Origin of the sequence: Streptomyces albidicamelliae, from assembly GCF_025642175.1 — a bacterium.
GTDB lineage: Bacteria > Actinomycetota > Actinomycetes > Streptomycetales > Streptomycetaceae > Streptomyces > Streptomyces albidocamelliae.
In genome coordinates this window covers 4,488,460-4,504,985 of record NZ_CP106795.1, presented here as the reverse complement: position 1 = coordinate 4,504,985, position 16,526 = coordinate 4,488,460, and the positions used below count along the sequence as shown (strand labels likewise).

The 16,526-nt window shown below is 73.7% G+C and carries 12 protein-coding genes and 1 pseudogene; 4 read left to right on the top strand and 9 right to left on the bottom strand.

What is annotated here, in order from left to right; translation table 11 throughout:
• Positions 1 to 153: 153 nt before the first annotated feature.
• Positions 154 to 2,007 (top strand): NAD-binding protein, encoded by a 1,854-nt coding sequence (locus N8I86_RS20720; protein WP_263278405.1) that lies wholly within the window; start codon positions 154 to 156, stop codon positions 2,005 to 2,007.
• Between the two features lie 77 nt (positions 2,008 to 2,084).
• Here the strand turns inward: N8I86_RS20720 and N8I86_RS20715 are convergent, their stop codons facing one another.
• Positions 2,085 to 3,890 (bottom strand): S9 family peptidase, encoded by a 1,806-nt coding sequence (locus N8I86_RS20715; protein WP_263278404.1) that lies wholly within the window; start codon positions 3,888 to 3,890, stop codon positions 2,085 to 2,087.
• 83 nt (positions 3,891 to 3,973) lie between these two features.
• Here N8I86_RS20715 and N8I86_RS20710 point away from each other — a divergent pair, with 83 nt between their 5' ends.
• Together N8I86_RS20710 and N8I86_RS20705 are read left to right on the top strand one after the other, a co-directional pair.
• The gene (locus N8I86_RS20710; RefSeq protein ID WP_263278403.1) at positions 3,974 to 4,813 is read left to right on the top strand and encodes a class I SAM-dependent methyltransferase; all 840 of its coding nucleotides are present in this window, start codon (positions 3,974 to 3,976) and stop codon (positions 4,811 to 4,813) included.
• Positions 4,814 to 4,856: 43 nt separating this feature from the next.
• Positions 4,857 to 5,648, top strand: coding sequence for an SURF1 family protein (locus tag N8I86_RS20705; protein WP_185091303.1), 792 nt, complete (start codon positions 4,857 to 4,859; stop codon positions 5,646 to 5,648).
• 56 nt (positions 5,649 to 5,704) lie between these two features.
• On the opposite strand, the gene N8I86_RS20700 is transcribed toward N8I86_RS20705, so the two are convergent.
• The 7 genes from N8I86_RS20700 to N8I86_RS20670 all read right to left on the bottom strand — a co-directional run bounded on the left by N8I86_RS20700 (position 5,705) and on the right by N8I86_RS20670 (position 12,172).
• A complete protein-coding gene (locus tag N8I86_RS20700) occupies positions 5,705 to 6,793 on the bottom strand; it encodes a hypothetical protein (protein ID WP_073887729.1) in 1,089 nt (362 codons plus the stop codon).
• Positions 6,794 to 6,872: 79 nt separating this feature from the next.
• Positions 6,873 to 7,553: a SigE family RNA polymerase sigma factor gene (locus N8I86_RS20695; protein ID WP_073887728.1), complete on the bottom strand. Its 681-nt coding sequence runs from the start codon at positions 7,551 to 7,553 to the stop codon at positions 6,873 to 6,875.
• Between the two features lie 383 nt (positions 7,554 to 7,936).
• Positions 7,937 to 8,995 (bottom strand): aspartate-semialdehyde dehydrogenase, encoded by a 1,059-nt coding sequence (locus N8I86_RS20690; RefSeq protein ID WP_073887726.1) that lies wholly within the window; start codon positions 8,993 to 8,995, stop codon positions 7,937 to 7,939.
• Complete coding sequence (locus N8I86_RS20685) at positions 8,995 to 10,266, bottom strand: aspartate kinase (RefSeq protein ID WP_073887725.1); 1,272 nt, start codon at positions 10,264 to 10,266, stop codon at positions 8,995 to 8,997. The genes N8I86_RS20690 and N8I86_RS20685 overlap by 1 nt, the downstream gene beginning before the upstream one ends.
• Before the next feature lie 188 nt (positions 10,267 to 10,454).
• Entirely contained in the window at positions 10,455 to 11,117 is a 663-nt protein-coding gene (locus tag N8I86_RS20680) for a DUF5063 domain-containing protein (RefSeq protein WP_073887723.1), read from the bottom strand.
• Positions 11,110 to 11,709 (bottom strand): recombination mediator RecR, encoded by a 600-nt coding sequence (gene recR, locus N8I86_RS20675; RefSeq protein WP_073887722.1) that lies wholly within the window; start codon positions 11,707 to 11,709, stop codon positions 11,110 to 11,112. Before recR ends, N8I86_RS20680 begins: the two co-directional genes overlap by 8 nt.
• 118 nt (positions 11,710 to 11,827) lie before the next feature.
• The gene (locus N8I86_RS20670; RefSeq protein ID WP_073887720.1) at positions 11,828 to 12,172 is read right to left on the bottom strand and encodes a YbaB/EbfC family nucleoid-associated protein; all 345 of its coding nucleotides are present in this window, start codon (positions 12,170 to 12,172) and stop codon (positions 11,828 to 11,830) included.
• A 256-nt stretch (positions 12,173 to 12,428) separates the two neighbouring features.
• Here N8I86_RS20670 and N8I86_RS20665 point away from each other — a divergent pair, with 256 nt between their 5' ends.
• Positions 12,429 to 13,178 (top strand): SLATT domain-containing protein, encoded by a 750-nt coding sequence (locus N8I86_RS20665; RefSeq protein ID WP_073887719.1) that lies wholly within the window; start codon positions 12,429 to 12,431, stop codon positions 13,176 to 13,178.
• Between the two features lie 1,218 nt (positions 13,179 to 14,396).
• On the opposite strand, the pseudogene N8I86_RS20660 reads toward N8I86_RS20665, so the two are convergent.
• Positions 14,397 to 16,489, bottom strand: a pseudogene (locus N8I86_RS20660) (serine/threonine-protein kinase).
• Positions 16,490 to 16,526: the final 37 nt, after the last annotated feature.

The following is a 16,526-nucleotide window of genomic DNA, read 5'->3' as shown; positions in this document are numbered from 1 at the left end:
TTCCCTCCGGCTGGTGCTCTCCCTCCCCTTCGGTACGCGGGGTCCGGCACGGGTGTTCACACCGTTGCTGGAACCACGCTTCTCCTTGGGGCACTCTTTTCCGTTGTGGCGAGCGTTCCGTATCAAGGGGGGCCGGGGGCCCCGCCGGCACACATGGTGGTGTGCGGCGACGACGGGCTCGCGCACCGGCTGGCGGCCGAGTTGCGCGGAGTCTACGGCGAGCAGGTCACCCTCGTGGTACCTCCGAACGAGCGGACGGTCAGACCCCCCGTCGTCGGCCGGGCCCGGGCCGCTTCCACGACGCTGCTCGACCGGGTGGTCAGCGCGGCGGTCGGCTCCGTCGGCCGCGTCGGCAACGGGAACTCCACGGCCGCGGGCGGCCCTTCGGGCGGGCGCCCGGACGGCGACCGGCTCCTGGAGGCGTTCGAGGCCGACGAGGCGGTCCTCGCCGAGGCCGGGGTGGAACGCGCGGCCGCCCTGGCCCTCGTGTACGACGACGACGAGACCAACATCCGGGCCGCGCTGACCGCCCGCCGGCTCAATCCCCGGCTCCGGCTGGTCCTGCGGCTCTACAACCGGCGGCTCGGCCAGCACATCGAGGAACTCCTCGACCAGGCGGCAGCGTTGGCCTGCGACGGCGATCCGGAGGCGAGCGCGGACGCCGCCACGACCGTGCTGTCCGACGCGGACACCGCCGCGCCCGCGCTGGCCGCCACCGCGGTCGTCGGCACCAGCAAGGTCGTACAGACCGAAGGACTGCTGCTGCGGGCCGTGGAACGGGTGCCGCCCGACGGCGGGACGGTCGCCGGTGCCGGGCTGTGCACCCTCGCGCTGCTCTCCACACCCGGCACGGACCCGGCCGCGGACGGCCCCGCGGGCAACGGCCCCCAGGGCAACGGCGACCAGGCACCCAGGCTGCTGCCCGGCGACGAGGAGGTACGGCAGGCCATCGGGCGTGCCGCCGTGGTGCTGGAGCAACTGTCCTCCGCGGGCGGCCAGGAGGCGGCCGCACCCGGCCGCGGCGCGGGCGGCGTACTCCCGCTCGCCTCGCTGTTCTCCCGCCGGCTGCGCTGGTCACTGGCCGGCATGGTGGCGTGCGTGGTGGCGCTCGCCGTCGCCCTCTCCCTGGTGACGGGGATCCACCCGCTGCGGGCGTTCTACCTGACGCTGCTCGACATGTTCGCGATCGACGACCCGGCCCTCGGGCAGTCCCTCGGCCGACAGGTCCTCCAACTCCTCTCCGGGCTGATCGGGTTGCTGCTGCTGCCGGTGCTGCTGGCGGCCGTCCTGGAGGCGCTGGGCACCTTCCGCACCGCCTCCGCGCTGCGCCGCCCTCCCCGCGGCCTGGGCGGGCACGTGGTGCTGCTCGGGCTGGGGAAGATCGGCACCCGGGTGCTGACCCGGCTGCGCGAACTCGGCGTCCCCGTGGTCTGCGTGGAGGCCGACCCGGACGCGCGCGGCCTCGCCACCGCCCGCCGGCTGCGGGTGCCGGTGGTCCTCGGGGACGTCACCCAGGAGGGGGTGCTGGAGTCCGCGAAGATCCACCGGGCGCACGCCCTGCTCGCGGTGACCAGTGCCGACACCACCAACCTGGAGGCCGTCCTCGCCGCCCGGACCGTCCGGCCCGACCTGCGGGTGGTGCTGCGGCTGTACGACGACGACTTCGCCACCGCCGTCTACCGGACCCTGCGCGCCGCCTATCCGCAGGCGCTGACCCGGAGCCGGAGCGTCACCCATCTCGCCGCGCCCGCGTTCGCCGGTGCGATGCTCGGGCGGCAGGTGCTGGGGGCGATCCCCGTCGAGCGGCGGGTGCTGCTGTTCGCCGCCGTCGACGTGGACGGGCACCCGCGGTTGGAGGGGCGTACCGTGCGGGACGCCTTCCACGCGGGGTCCTGGCGGGTGCTCGCCCTGTCGGGCCGTACCGACACGGCGCCCGACCACGTGCTGGCGAAGGGCGACCGGGTGGTCGTCGCCGCCACGCGCCGCGGGCTGGCGGAACTGCGGTGACCGTCCGGGGGGGGGCGCCCCCGGACCGTCGGCCCCCGGCCGCCCGGCGGCCCGCGACCGCCGGGCCGAAGGGCGCGCTACGCGGGCAGGTGTCTCGCCGCGTACTCCATCTCCAGTCTGACCTGCTTGATCCGCTCCTCCACCACCAGCGAGCCGTGCCCCGCGTCGTAGCGGTACACCTCGTGCGGTGCGCCGCGCGACTCCAGGCGCTTGACGTAGTTGTCGATCTGGCGGATCGGGCAGCGGGGGTCGTTGACCCCGGCCGAGATGTAGACCGGGGCCTTGACCTGGTCGACGTAGGTCAGCGGGGACGACGCCGCGAACCGCCCGGGTACCTCCTCCGGGGTGCCGCCCAGCAGGGTGCGGTCCATGGCCTTCAGGGACTCCATCTCGTCGTGGTACGCCGTGACGTAGTCCGCGACCGGGACGACCGCGATGCCCACCGACCACGCCTCCGGCTGGGTGCCGAGGCCGAGCAGGGTGAGGTAGCCGCCCCAGGAGGCGCCGGTGAGGACGAGGCGCTCGGGGTCGGCGAGTCCGGAGGAGACCGCCCACTCGCGCACCGCGGCCACGTCCTCCAGCTCGATCAGGCCGACCCGGTGCTTGAGGGCGTCCGTCCAGGCGCGGCCGTAGCCCGTGGAACCGCGGTAGTTGATGCGGACCACCGCGTAGCCCTGGTCGACCCAGGCGGCCGGGCCCGCGGCGAAGGAGTCGCTGTCGTGCCAGGTGGGGCCGCCGTGCAGGTCGAACACCGTGGGCAGCGGGCCGGTGGCGCCGGCCGGCTTCTGCACCAGGGCGTGGATACGGCCGCCCGGGCCCTCCACCCACGCGTCCTCCACCGGCACCGACGGCGGGCAGGTCATGCCGGGCGGGTCCAGCACGACGCGGCCGGTCGTCGAGCGCACCGCCGGCGGCTCGGCGGCCGACGACCACAGGTACTCCACACTGCCGTCGGGGCGGGCCGTCGCCCCGGAGACCGTGCCGGGCGGGGTGGGGACACGGGTGAGCTCCCCGGCCGTGAGGTCGTACCGGAACAGCTCGCTGCGGGCCTCGAAGCTGTGCGCGATGAGGAGGGCGGAGCCGTCCGGGCACCATTCGGCGCTCACGTCACCGGGCAGGTCCAGCGCGAGGTCCGTCTCCAGACCGGTCGCCACGTCCCACACCAGCGGCTCCCAGCGGCCCCGGCGCTGATGGCCGATGAGCAGCCGGCTGTCGCCGTCCACGGGGGCGAAGCCCAGCACCTCAAGTCCCAGCTCCTCGGTGCCGCCCTTGGTGTCGTCGAGCTCGGCGACCGCCGAGCCGTCCGGGCGCAGGACGCGCAGCGCCGCGTGCATGGCGTCGCCGTGCTCGGTGTGCTCGATGGCGATCAGGGAGCCGTCGTGGGAGAGGTCGCCGACGCCCGCGGACTCGCGGTGCCGGTAGATCTCGACCGTGTCCTCGCCCTCCCGGGCGATGTGGATGGTCGTCCCCTCCTCGTCCGTGGAACGGCCGACGACCGCCGTGCGGCCGTCGCGGGCCAGGGCGAGACCGGCCGGGTAGGAGGCGTCGAGGCCGGGGACCCCGGGCTCGTCCGGCCCGCCGGCGAAGGGCTGGCGGCGCCAGACACCGAACTCGTCGCCGTCCTTGTCGTCGAACCACCAGATCCAGGCGCCGTCCGGGGAGAGCACGCCGTCCGTCGTGCCGTTCGGCCGGTCCGTCGCCTGCCGCTGCTCGCCCGTGGCGCGGTCCCAGGCGTACAGCTCGTACGTCCCCGTCGCGTTCGACACGAACAAGGAGCGGTCGGGCGCGTCCTCCGCCCAGTCGGGCAGGGAGACCCGCGGCGCGCGGAAGCGCCTCTCCCAGTCCGGCATGTCCGGTGCGTCCGGCGTCCTGCTCTCACTCATGGCCCCAGTCATGCGCCCATAGTGCCTGCTCGCGCCGACAATTGGGTGGTGGGTGTGCGCAGCCTGTGGATAACTTTCCGACCATGAGCGCACAGACCGCCTCCGCTCCCCTTCCCGAGGGCTGGCGCGAGGACAACCGGGCCATGTGGGACGAGCGGGTGCCCGTCCACGTCGCCGGGAAGTACTACGACCTCGCCGGCTTCCGGGCCCGCCCGGACGTCCTGCGGGACTTCGAGACCGCCGAGGTCGGGGACGTCACCGGAAAGACCCTCCTGCACCTGCAGTGCCACATCGGCACCGACACCCTCTCCTGGGCGCACCGGGGCGCCGCCCGGGTCGTCGGCCTGGACTTCTCCGCCCCGGCCGTCGAGGCGGCCCGCGCCCTCGCCGCCGGTCTCGGCCACGGCCCGGAGCGCGCCGCCTTCGTCACCGGCGACGTGTACGACGCCGCCGCCGCGGTCCCCGAGCCGTCGTACGACATCGTCTACACGGGACTCGGCGCGCTGTGTTGGCTGCCCGACCTGAGGCGCTGGGCCGAGACCGCGGCCGCGCTCGTGGCACCCGGCGGCTTCCTCTACCTCGCCGAGTTCCACCCGGTCACCGAGATGCTGGACGACACGACCGGCACCCGGATCGTGCGCGACTACTTCTCCCGGGACGCCCAGGTGTACGACCTGCCCGGCACCTACGCCGACCCGGACGCCGTCACCGTCCACAACCGCAGCGTCGAGTGGCAGCACACCCTCGGCGACGTCGTCTCGGCGCTCGCCGCGACCGGGCTGCGCATCGAGTTCCTGCACGAGCACGACGTCTCGCTCTTCCCGCGCTTCGAGAACTTCGAGATCCGCGACGGCTACCACCGCTTTCCGGCGGACCACCCGCGCGTCCCGCTCATCTACTCGCTGAAGGCCACGAAGGGCTGACCCGCGGGCGGGACACCGGTGCGGGCGCCGTACCGTGGAGGGCGTGTACCGGTTTCTGCTGACACCCCGCTGGTGGGGCATCAACGTCTTCGTGCTGCTCGCCATCCCGTTCTGCGTCTTCATGGGGTCCTGGCAGCTGAGCCGGTTCGAGGGGCGGGTGCACGACCACCGCACGGCGACCGAGCAGGCCACCGCCGGCGGGCACACGGCCGCACGGCCGCTGACCCGGCTGCTGCCCGTCGACCAGAGCACCTCGGGGCAGCGGGTCACCGCGAGCGGCCGGTACGGCGAGCAGCTCCTCGTGCCCGGCCGGGAGCTGGACGGCAAGCGCGGCTTCTACGTCCTCACCCTGCTGCGCACCGACTCGGGCAAGGCGCTGCCGGTGGTGCGCGGCTGGCTGCCCGGCACGGCGGACGCGGCGAAGGCACCCGCCCCGCCCACGGGCGAGGTCACGGTCACCGGGTCGCTGCAGGCCTCCGAGACGCCGGGGGACAACGGGGTCAGCGCCGAGGGCGGACTGCCCGCCGGGCAGACGGCGGCGATCAGCTCCGCGTCCCTGGTGAACCTGGTGCCGTACCGGCTGTACGACGCCTGGGTCACCCTGGAGCGGGGCGACTCGGGGATGAAGGCCGTGCCCGCGAGCGCGCCCGCCGGGACCGGGCTGGACCTGAAGGCGTTCCAGAACCTCGGCTACACCGGGGAGTGGTTCGTCTTCGCCGGATTCGTGGTGTTCATGTGGTTCCGGCTGCTGCGGCGGGAGATCGAGTTCCAGCGGGACGCCGCGCTGGGCCTGGTTCCGGAGGAGCCGGAGCGGGCGGCCGTAGCCGGCGGCTGAGCGGTGCCCGCCGCCGGCCGGGGGTTCACCGGTCGCCCCGCCGTCCCGGTGGAGCCCTACGCCCCTGCCAGCACCCCCGTGTAGATCACCGTGCCGGCACACGCGTTGGGGATGACCGTGGACGCCGCGGGGGAGCCGCCCTGGGCCGTGTGCGTGAGCAGGATGCTGCCGTCGGCCGTGCCGCCGTCCTCGGTGAACAGCTGGGTGGTCGTACCCGACGACGTGCTGCCGGTGTCCGTGCCGCCGGAGGCGCTCGTCTCGCCGGTGGGCGTCGGGTCGGGCGAGGGGCCGCCGCTGTCCGAGCCGCCGGTGCTGCCGCCGGTGGTGGGGCAGGTCTCCGAGGGCACGAAGGCGAACTTCTCCTCGTACGCCGAACCCGGCTGCAGCACCAGTGCCGGGACCTCCAGGGAGGGGTCGGGCAGGCTGGTCGCCGCGTCCCCGGCCACATGCCGGGCCGCGCTGATCTTCGCCGGGTCCGCGGCGTTCTGGGCCGACGGGGAGATGCTGCCCGCGCCACTGACGGTGCAGGCCGTGGCGGAGACGTTGGTGACCCGGAAGGTGCCGTAGACGATGCCCGCGGAGTCCGGCGCGGCGGCCGACCCGGTGGCGGAGCCCAGCTGGGAGGCCGTGCACAGCGGGGTGCCCGTGGAGAGGGTCGCGGAGGGGTTGACGTCGCCGGTGGAACCGCCGGTGCCGCCGCCCTTGTCGTCCTTCCTGCCGGGCTTGCCGCTCTCCTCGGGCTTGACGCTGGCGCTGCCCGCGTCGTGCTTCCCGGGCGTGTGGCCGCCCTTGGTCTTGCCCTGCCCGGTGCCGCCCTGGGCCTGGGAACTCTGCCCGGCCATGGCGGTGTTCGGGTCGGAGCCACCGGCGTGGGAGACGTGCACGAGCGCGGGGATCGCGGTGCCGAAGAACAGGGCGGCCGCGGCCATGCCGACGGCGGCCTGCCGCTTGCGGGCACGCCGGGCCGGCACCGCCCGGCGCAGATGCTCCAGGGTGCCGTTGCCCGGCTCGATGTCGCCGACCGCGGAGTGCAGCATCCGGCGCAGGGCCAGCTCGTCCTGATCGAGCCCGTCGAGGTCCGGGTCGAGCCCGTCGAGGTCCGGTCCGGGTCCCTCGGGGCCCTTCGCGTCGGGGCCGTGGTTCACAGTTCCGTTCCCAGCGTGCGATTGCTTGTGACGTTCGTGCGGGTGCGGTGTCCCGGCATCGCCCTGCGGGCGCCCCCGCTCATGCCGGTGTCTCCATGGCCACCCGCAGCGCGGCGATGCCCCGCGACCCGTAGGCCTTCACCGACCCCAGGGAGATGCCGAGGCTCTCGGCGACCTGGGCCTCGGTCATGTCCGCGAAGTAGCGCAGCACGAGGACCTCGCGCTGGCGGCGCTGGAGCCCCTTCATCGCCTTGATGAGGTCCCGCCGCTCCAGCTGGTCGTAGGCCCCCTCCTCGGCGCTCGCCATGTCCGGCATCGGCTTGGAGAGGAGCTTGAGGCCGAGTATGCGGCGGCGCAGCGTCGACCGGGAGAGGTTGACGACCGTCTGCCGGAGGTAGGCGAGGGTCTTCTCGGGGTCACGGACACGCTTGCGCGCCGAGTGGACCCGGATGAAGGCCTCCTGGACGACGTCCTCGCAGGAGGCGGTGTCGTCGAGGAGGAGGGCGGCGAGGCCCAGCAGCGAGCGGTAGTGGGCCCGGTACGTCTCCGTGAGGTGGTCGACGGTCGTGCCGGCGGCCTCGGCCGCCTCGGCCGCCGGGGAGTCCTCGGCGCCGTCACGCTGACTGGGTATGCGGGCGGGCCGCGCTGCGGGCATGGGCGCGATCACCGGCATGCCGCCGGGCGTGCGGGGCCGGAGCGCCGCACGGGGCGGCCGCAGTGCTGTGCCGCGGGCCGCTGGGAGTTCGAGTACCTCTGCCACGCCAGTTGGACACGTTTCCCCCCGAGAGGGTTGTACGTGCCGGACGTCACATGTGCGACAACCGGCGATGCCTCAAGTGCCGTCATGCGTCCCGCTCTCCCGCTGTATCCCATGTTGAACGGGCGTCCCCACGCCCCGATCGCAGCGTCCCCGCGCCTGGATCGTCACCGTCCTCAGGTCCCGCAAGGGTGACCGGAAAGACGCTCCCCGCCCTGCACGCGGTTGCGTGGGGCGGGGAGGAAATCCTCTGTCGTCGCACGGCCCGGTTCAAGTGGTCCGGACCATACTCCTGCACACACCTCTTCCGGAGATCCTATAAATGGACCCGCTCCCAGCCGACTTCTTTACGGCCCCGGGTGCGTTCGGCGGGCACCACGGCGTTCTCAGGAGAGCTCCGACGCCACCAGTTCCGCGATCTGAGCGGTGTTCAGGGCGGCGCCCTTGCGCAGGTTGTCGCCGCACACGAAGAGTTCGAGCGCGGTCGGGTCGTCCAAAGCCCGCCGTACCCGCCCCACCCAGGTGGGGTCGGTGCCCACCACGTCGGCGGGCGTGGGGAACTCGCCGGCGGCGGGGTCGTCGCACAGCACCACACCGGGCGCCGTGGCGATGATCTCGCGGGCGCCGTCGACGGTGACCTCGCCCTGGAAGCGGGCGTGCACCGTCAGGGAGTGCGTGGTGATCACCGGCACGCGGACACAGGTCACCGCGACCGGCAGCTTCGGCAGCCCGAGGATCTTGCGGGACTCGTCCCGCACCTTCATCTCCTCCGACGACCAGCCGTCCTCCCGCAGCGACCCGGCCCACGGGACGACGTTCAGCACGACCGGCTCCGGGAACGGCCCGGTGTCGTCCCCGACGGCCCGCCGCACGTCCCCGGGCTTGGTGCCCAGCTCGGTGCCGGCCACCAGGGACAGCTGGGACCTGAGCGTCTCCACGCCGGCCCGCCCGGCCCCGCTCACCGCCTGGTACGACGACACCACCAGCTCGCGCAGCCCGAACTCGGCGTGCAGCGCGCCCAGGGCGACGATCATCGTCAGGGTCGTGCAGTTGGGGTTCGCGACGATCCCGCGCGGGCGGGTCCGCACCGCGTGCGGGTTGACCTCGGGCACCACCAGGGGCACGTCGGGGTCCATCCGGAACGCGGCCGAGTTGTCGACCACGACCGCACCGCGCGCGGCGGCGACCGGCGCCCACTCGGCGGCGACCTCGTCGGGGACGTCGAACAGGGCGATGTCGACCCCGGCGAAGGCGTCCTCCGTGAGGGCCACCACCTCGACCTCCTCGCCGCGCACGGCCAGCTTGCGGCCGGCCGAGCGCGGGGAGGCGATCAGACGGATCTCACCCCAGATGTCCGCCCGCTGGGACAGGATCTGGAGCATGACCGCGCCGACGGCCCCGGTCGCACCCACGACCGCGAGCGTCGGCTTCCCGGTCGGCGCCATCAGCGGCCCGTGCCTCCGTACACGACGGCCTCGTCGGTGTCGGAGTCGAGACCGAAGGCGCTGTGCACGGCGCGCACGGCCTCCGGCACGTCGTCGGCCCGCGTGACGACCGAGATGCGGATCTCGGAGGTGGAGATCAGCTCGATGTTGACCCCGGCGTCGCTGAGCGCCTCGAAGAACGCGGCCGTGACGCCCGGGTTGGTCTTCATACCGGCGCCGACCAGCGAGATCTTGCCGATCTGGTCGTCGTAGCGCAGCGAGTCGAAGCCGATGCCGGACCGGTTCTTCTCCAGCGCGTCGATGGCCTTGCGGCCCTCGGTCTTGGGCAGCGTGAAGGAGATGTCCGTCAGACCGGTGGACGCGGCCGACACGTTCTGCACGACCATGTCGATGTTGATCTCGGCATCGGCGATGGTGCGGAAGATCGCGGCCGCCTCACCCGGCTTGTCCGGCACGCCGACGACCGTGATCTTGGCCTCGGAGGTGTCGTGCGCGACACCGGAGATGATGGCCTGCTCCACCTTCTGGTCCCCAATCGGCTCACTGCTGACCCACGTGCCCTGAAGTCCGCTGAAGCTGGACCGGACGTGGATCGGGATGTTGTAGCGGCGGGCGTACTCCACACAGCGGTGGAGCAGCACCTTGGAGCCGGAGGCCGCGAGCTCCAGCATGTCCTCGAAGGAGATCCAGTCGATCTTCTTCGCCTTCTTCACCACGCGCGGGTCGGCGGTGAACACGCCGTCGACGTCGGTGTAGATCTCGCAGACCTCGGCGTCGAGGGCGGCGGCGAGCGCCACGGCCGTGGTGTCGGAACCACCGCGCCCCAGCGTGGTGATGTCCTTCTTGTCCTGGCTGACGCCCTGGAAACCGGCGACGATCGCGATGTTGCCCCGGTCCAGGGACTCGCGGATCCGGCCCGGCGTGACGTCGATGATCCGGGCCTTGTTGTGGACCGAGTCGGTGATGACGCCGGCCTGGCTGCCGGTGAAGGACTGGGCCTCGTGGCCCAGGTTTTTGATCGCCATGGCCAGCAGGGCCATGGAGATACGCTCTCCGGCGGTCAGCAGCATGTCGAATTCGCGCCCGGCAGGCATCGGAGAGACCTGCTCGGCGAGATCGATCAACTCGTCCGTCGTGTCGCCCATCGCGGAAACGACGACGACAACCTGGTTGCCGTTCTTCTTCGCTTCCACGATCCGCTTGGCGACGCGCTTGATGCCCTCGGCATCGGCTACGGAGGAGCCTCCGTACTTCTGCACGACAAGGCCCACGTGCGCTCCTCGCTCGGTTCGTTTGTGTCGGCTCAGTCTATCGAGCGTCCGAATTCCACCACCCTGCTCCCGCATGGTGAGACATCGGTGAAGCGCCGCGATGTGCGACGCCCGCTCGATTGCGGAACCTGCCCACCCCGGGCCGCTCCACGCGGAACGTGCCCCGGCTCACAGTGACCGGTGCGGCGCTACTTCCCGGGCCGGATCCCCAGGGGGGCGCCGATCTCCTCCGCCATGACCCGGCCGGCCTCGAACTCCAGGGTCTCGTCGCCGACGCTCGCCTGGTCGGTGTCGAGGCCGTCGAGCTCTTCCAGCGGCTGGTTGAGGCGGACGTGGATGAGGACCGACTGCAGGGCGCGCAGCATCGCGGAGGCCGTGGGACCCCAGTTGGAGAAGTACGAGAACTGCCACCACCACAGGGCCTCCGTGGTGCGGCCCGCGCGGTAGTGGGCCATGCCGTGGCGGAGGTCGGTGATGATGTCGGCGAGGTCGTCGGAGAGCCGGGCCGGCACCGGGGCCTTGCGGGGCTCGTAGGGGTCGAAGACCTCGGAGTAGACGTCGATCGGGTCCAGCAGGCGCGCGAAGTTCTCGCGGAGTTCGTCGACGTCCGGCTCCGGGCCCATGTCGGGCTCGTAGCGCTCGTCCGGGACGATGTCCTCGTGCGCGCCGAGGCGGCCGCCGGCCAGCAGGAGCTGGGAGACCTCCAGGAGCAGGAAGGGGACGGCCGATTCGGGCTCGTCGCCCTTCGACACCTCCGTGACGGCCACCAGGAAACTCTCCACCTGGTCCGCGATCTGGACCACGAAGTCGTCCGGGTTCTGCGTCGTCTCGTGCAGCGTGGCGTCAGACATCTAGGAGTCGTCTCCCCTCGAAGGCGCGGCCGAGAGTGACCTCGTCCGCGTATTCCAGGTCGCCACCCACCGGGAGGCCGCTGGCCAGGCGGGTGACCTTCAGGCCCATGGGCTTGATCATGCGGGCGAGGTACGTCGCCGTCGCCTCGCCCTCGAGGTTGGGGTCCGTGGCCAGGATCAGCTCCGTGACCGTGCCGTCGGCCAGCCTCGCGAGGAGTTCCCTGATCCGCAGGTCGTCGGGGCCGACGCCCTCGATCGGGCTGATCGCGCCCCCGAGGACGTGGTAGCGGCCGCGGAACTCGCGGGTGCGCTCGATGGCGACGACGTCCTTGGGCTCCTCGACCACGCAGATGACCGAGGGGTCGCGGCGGGCGTCGCGGCAGATGTTGCACAGCTCCTCCTGTGCCACGTTGCCGCAGGTCGCGCAGAAGCGGACCTTCGCCTTCACCTCCAGGAGGGCCTGCGCGAGCCGCTTCACGTCCGTCGGCTCGGCCTGCAGGATGTGGAAGGCGATCCGCTGCGCGCTCTTGGGACCGACGCCGGGCAGCCGCCCCAGCTCGTCGATGAGGTCCTGAACCACGCCTTCGTACAACGGACTGCCCTTCCTGAAGACCTTTCGGTACGTACGGTAGTTGGCTGCCGCCTGTCCTTGGAAGGCGGTGGGGGTGTCGCACCGATGGCGAACACCAGAACGATCGACGCGCCGGGACTCAGAAGGGCAGGCCGGGGATGCCGCTGCCGCCGCCGAGGCCCTGGGCGAGCGGGCCCAGCTTCTGCTGCTGGAGGCTCTGCGCGTTCTCGTTGGCCGCCTGGACGGCCGCCACGACGAGGTCGGCGAGGGTCTCGGTGTCCTCCGGGTCCACCGCCTTCGGGTCGATCGCCAGCGCGCGCAGCTCACCGGCGCCGGTCACGGTGGCCCTCACCAGGCCGCCGCCCGCCTGACCCTCGACCTCCGTGTTCGCCAGTTCCTCCTGCGCCCGCTGCAGGTCCTCCTGCATCTTCTGGGCCTGCTGGAGCAACTGCTGCATGTTGGGCTGGCCGCCACCGGGGATCACGATCGGCTCCTCGCTGTCTTCGCTGTCTCACCGTTGCTTCTCCGCTTTCCACGAGCCTACGTGGTCCACGCGACCATCGCCCCGCCACTCTTTCGAGTGAGAAAGTCGGACGCCCTATACCTGATCAAGGCCCTCTTCCGAGCGGAAAAGCCGGGAAAGCTCCCTCTTCGCCACCCATTGGGCGGTAGGAAGGGTGCCGCGCGTCGTCATGAAATGTCACGCAAAGTGACTGGTCGGGATCAATAGGGAGTGCCGGGTGGGTCAGCCGGAGATGCAGCCCGAGGGACCGCCTCAGGACGGGCGGGGCGAGGGCGCGGCCGAGCTGCGGCCGGGCGACCTGACCGGGCGGGCCTTCCCGCTCGGCGACTGGGGGGAGCCCGCCGAACGGCTGGACGAGCTGTACCGGTGGGTGGAGCGCGGCGCACTGCGGACGACGGACTGGTACCTGCGGGACCGGGTGTGGAAGCGGCGCGGTGCGCGGGTGCTGCGGGCCGGCGCCGCGGCGGGCGCGGTGGCGGGCGCGGCGCTGCCCCTGCTGGACCTCACGGGTGTGGCCGGCGGGGTGGCTCCCTGGGGCTGTCTTGCGCTGCTGCTCGGGGTCGCCTGTGTCGGCATCGACCGGTTCTTCGGCGTCACGTCCGGGTGGATGCGGGACGTGGCCACCGCGCAGGCGGTGCAGCGCAGGCTCCAGGCGCTGCAGTTCGACTGGGCCTCGGAGAGCGTGCGGGAGGTGCTGGGCCCGGCGGAGGGCACGGCGAGCGAGGCGGCCGAGCGGTGCCTGGTCGTCCTGCGGCGGTTCTCGGAGGACGTCACGGAGCTGGTGCGCACCGAGACGACCGACTGGATGGTGGAGTTCCGGACCGGGTCGGCGCCGCTGGGCATCCAGACGGCGGTGGCGTCCGTACCCCGGCAGGAGCACGGGGTCCCCGGCGGCCGGTTCCCCCTCCCCCCGACGAACGGCTCCCGCCCGAACATGCCCCGACAACGCCCCCCGGAGCCACGCTAGCCGTCGGAGCCGCGCGGGCCGCCGAAGCCGCCCTAGCCGTCGGAGCCGCGACAGCCCGCCAGAGCCACGCGGGCCGCCGGAGCCACGCAGGCCGCCGGAGCCACGCAGGCCGCCGGAGCCACGCGGGCCGCCGGAGCCACGAACCGCCGCAGTCACGCGGGGCGCCGGAGCCGGACGGGCCGCCGGAGCCACGCGGGCGCACCGGGACCACGCCTGCCACCGCAGCCACGCCAGCCACCGGGATTGCGCCGACCACCGGAACCACGCAGCCGCCAAAACCCCGCCGCCAGCGAAACCCCGCCGGCCACCGGGGCCACGACGACCACCGGAGTCACACGGGCCGCCGGAGCCGGTCGGGCCGCCGGAGCCACGCGGGCCCACCGGGACCACGCCTGCCACCCCAGCCACGCCAGCCACCGCGATTGCGCCGACCACCGGAACCACGCAGCCGCCAAAACCCCGCCGCCAGCGAAACCCCGTCGGCCGCCGGAGTCACGACGACCACCGAAGCCACGACGGGCCGCCGGAGCCGGTCGGGCCGCCGGGACCATGCCAGCCGCCAGAGCCACGCGGGCCGCTGGAGCCACGACGACCGCCGGAGTCACGCGGGCCGCGGAGCGGGTCGGGCCGCCGGGACCATGCCAGCCACCGGAGCCACGCTAACCGCCGAGGCCACGCTAACCGTCGGAGCCGCGATAGCCCGCCGGAGCCACGCAGCCGCAGGCCGTCAGACCCGGCCGCCGAAGCCACGCTAACCGTCGGAGCCGCGATAGCCCCCCGGAGCCGCTCTGCCCGCCAGAGCCACGCAGCCGCAGGCCGCCGCAAGGGCCGCCGGAGCCACGCGGGCCCACCGGGACCACGCCTGCCACCGCAGCCACGCATTGCGCCGACCACCGGAACCACGCAGCCGCCGAAACCCCGCCGGCCACCGGGGCCGCGCCAACCGCCACCACCACACCGACCGCCAGAGGCACGCCGACCACCGAGCCACGCGAGTCGCCGGAACCACGCCGACCACCGGGATCGCGCCGACCACCGGAACCGGCAGCCGCCGAAACCCCGCCGCCAGCGAAACCCCCTCGGCCACCGGGGCCGCGCCAACCGCCATCACCACACCGACCGCCAGAGCCACGCGGGCCCACCGGGACCACGCCGGCCACCGCGGCCACGCCAGCCACCAGGCTCCCACCGGCCGCCGGGGGCGCCGGTCGCTTTCGCCTACTGGCGGGTGTAGGTCAGGCTTTCTCCGCCGCTGCGCTTCGTCCGCTTCAGTTTTCCGTCCGGCAGCAGGGTGACCTCGGTGGCCTCGCCCGGGGAGCAGGAGGAGGCCGGTTCGCCGGTGGTGACGGTGGACGGACCGATCTCCAACGGCCCGCCGCCGGGCTTCTCGGACAGCGAGGCCTCGAAGACGCAGTGGTAGCTGCCGCCGCCCTCGGCAGGGCCGTCCGCAACCAGCGTCAGTACGGTGTCACCGACCTCGCCCTGCCGGATGGTCAGCTCGCGGGTGTTGGTGCCGTTGGCGTTCTCGATCGTGGTCTCCCAGGTGCCCAGGTACCCGGCCGGGATCGTGCCGTCCGCGGACGAGGATGCGGACGCGGAGTCGGAGGGCGTCGGACCGGGAGTCCCGGAGCTTCCCCCCGTCGTCGCCGGCGCGGAGCTGCCGGTCGGCGCGGGGCTGACGGTGTCGCCGCCCTTGTCGTCGGTGCCGCTGCCGTTGCGCATCAGCGCGTACACCGTGCCGCCCGCGCCGAGCGCCACGACGAGGGCGATCACCACGAGCAGCGCGGTGGAGCGCCGGCCCGGCCGCTCCGGATCCCGCGTCGGCCCGACGGGCGGCGGCCCGTACGGCGGGGTGGCACCCAGGCCGCCGGCGTAGGGGTTGTACTGCGGCTGCGCCCCGCCCCACCCCCGGGGCCGGGCTGCTGCGGATAGCCGTAGGGAGTGGCGGGCTGCGGGTGCTGCTGCGGATAGCCGTACGCCCCGGGCGCCGCCCCGAACCCGGGCGCCGCCGGCGGCGCGCCGGGCGGCGGGGTCTGCCCGGCGACGACGGTCGGAAGGTGGTTCACGGCGCCGGCGGCCGGGGCGCCCGGCGCGGGCGGCACCACGCCCCCGTCGGAGACGGCGGCGTGCTCGCCGCCTCCCGCGGCCGCGGGCGAAGCCCCGGAGGCACCACCGGCACCAGCGGCACCGGCCGCGCCGGCAGGAGCCGCCCCCACGGCCCCCGCGGCGCCGATCCCCGCTCCCGCGGACTCCGGCGGCGCCTGTCCCTCACCGGGCCCCGGCCGCGCGGGCGGTGCGGGCGGGAACGCGGCCCCGGCCGCACCCGCGGACGCACCGGCGCCGCCGCCGGCACCCGCCGCCCCGCCCGGCCCCGTCCCGTCCCCCTCGGGGTCCTCGGCCTCCAGCAGCCGCACCGCGTGCCGTCCCAGCTGGGCCACCAGCGAACCCGGCAGCCAGGGGTCCCGGGACCGGCCGCCGGCGACCGTGTCCTCCGCGCCCGTCCGCTCCAGGATCGCGTCCAGCGTCGGCCGGGCCCCGGGGTCCTTGCGCAGGCAGTCCCGCACCAGGTCGGCGATGCCCTCCGGCACCCCGTCGAGGTCCGGCTCCTCCTGGGCGATCCGGAACATCAGCGCGTGCACCCCGCTGTTGGCGGTCCCGAAGGGCAGCGTCCCGGTCGCCGCGTAGGCGAGCACGGAGCCGAGGCAGAACACGTCGCACGCCGGGGTGATCCGGTCCCCCCGCACCTGCTCGGGCGCCATGAACCCGGGCGACCCGACCAGGGAGCCGGTCCGGGTCAGTCCTTCCCCGCCGGCCGTGGTCGTCTCCAGCGCCCGCGCGATGCCGAAGTCGATCACGCGCGGTCCGTCGATGGTGACCAGCACGTTGGACGGCTTGAGGTCGCGGTGCACGATCCCCGCCGCGTGGATGTCCTTGAGGGCGTGCGCGAGTCCGGCGGCGAGGATCCGTACCGACCGCTCGGGCAGCGCCCCGTGGTCGTGCCCCACCACCTGCTGCAGGCTGGGCCCGGCGACGTAGCCCGTAGCCACCCACGGCACGGCCGCCTCGGTGTCCGCGTCCAGCACCGGCGCGGTCCAGTACCCGCCGACCCGCCGGGCGGCCTGCACCTCCTGCCGGAACCGCGCGCGGAACTCCTCCTGCTCGGCCAGCTCCTCCCGGACCAGCTTCACGGCGACGGTGCGTCCCCGGTCCGAGCGGGCCAGGTACACGTTCCCCATGCCGCCCGCGCCCAGCCGCGCCAGCAGCCGGTAGGCCCCGATGCGCTGCGGATCCCCCGGTCCGAGCTTCTCCATGGCTGCCCCGCCTTCCCCCCGCGCACACGGCCCCTGC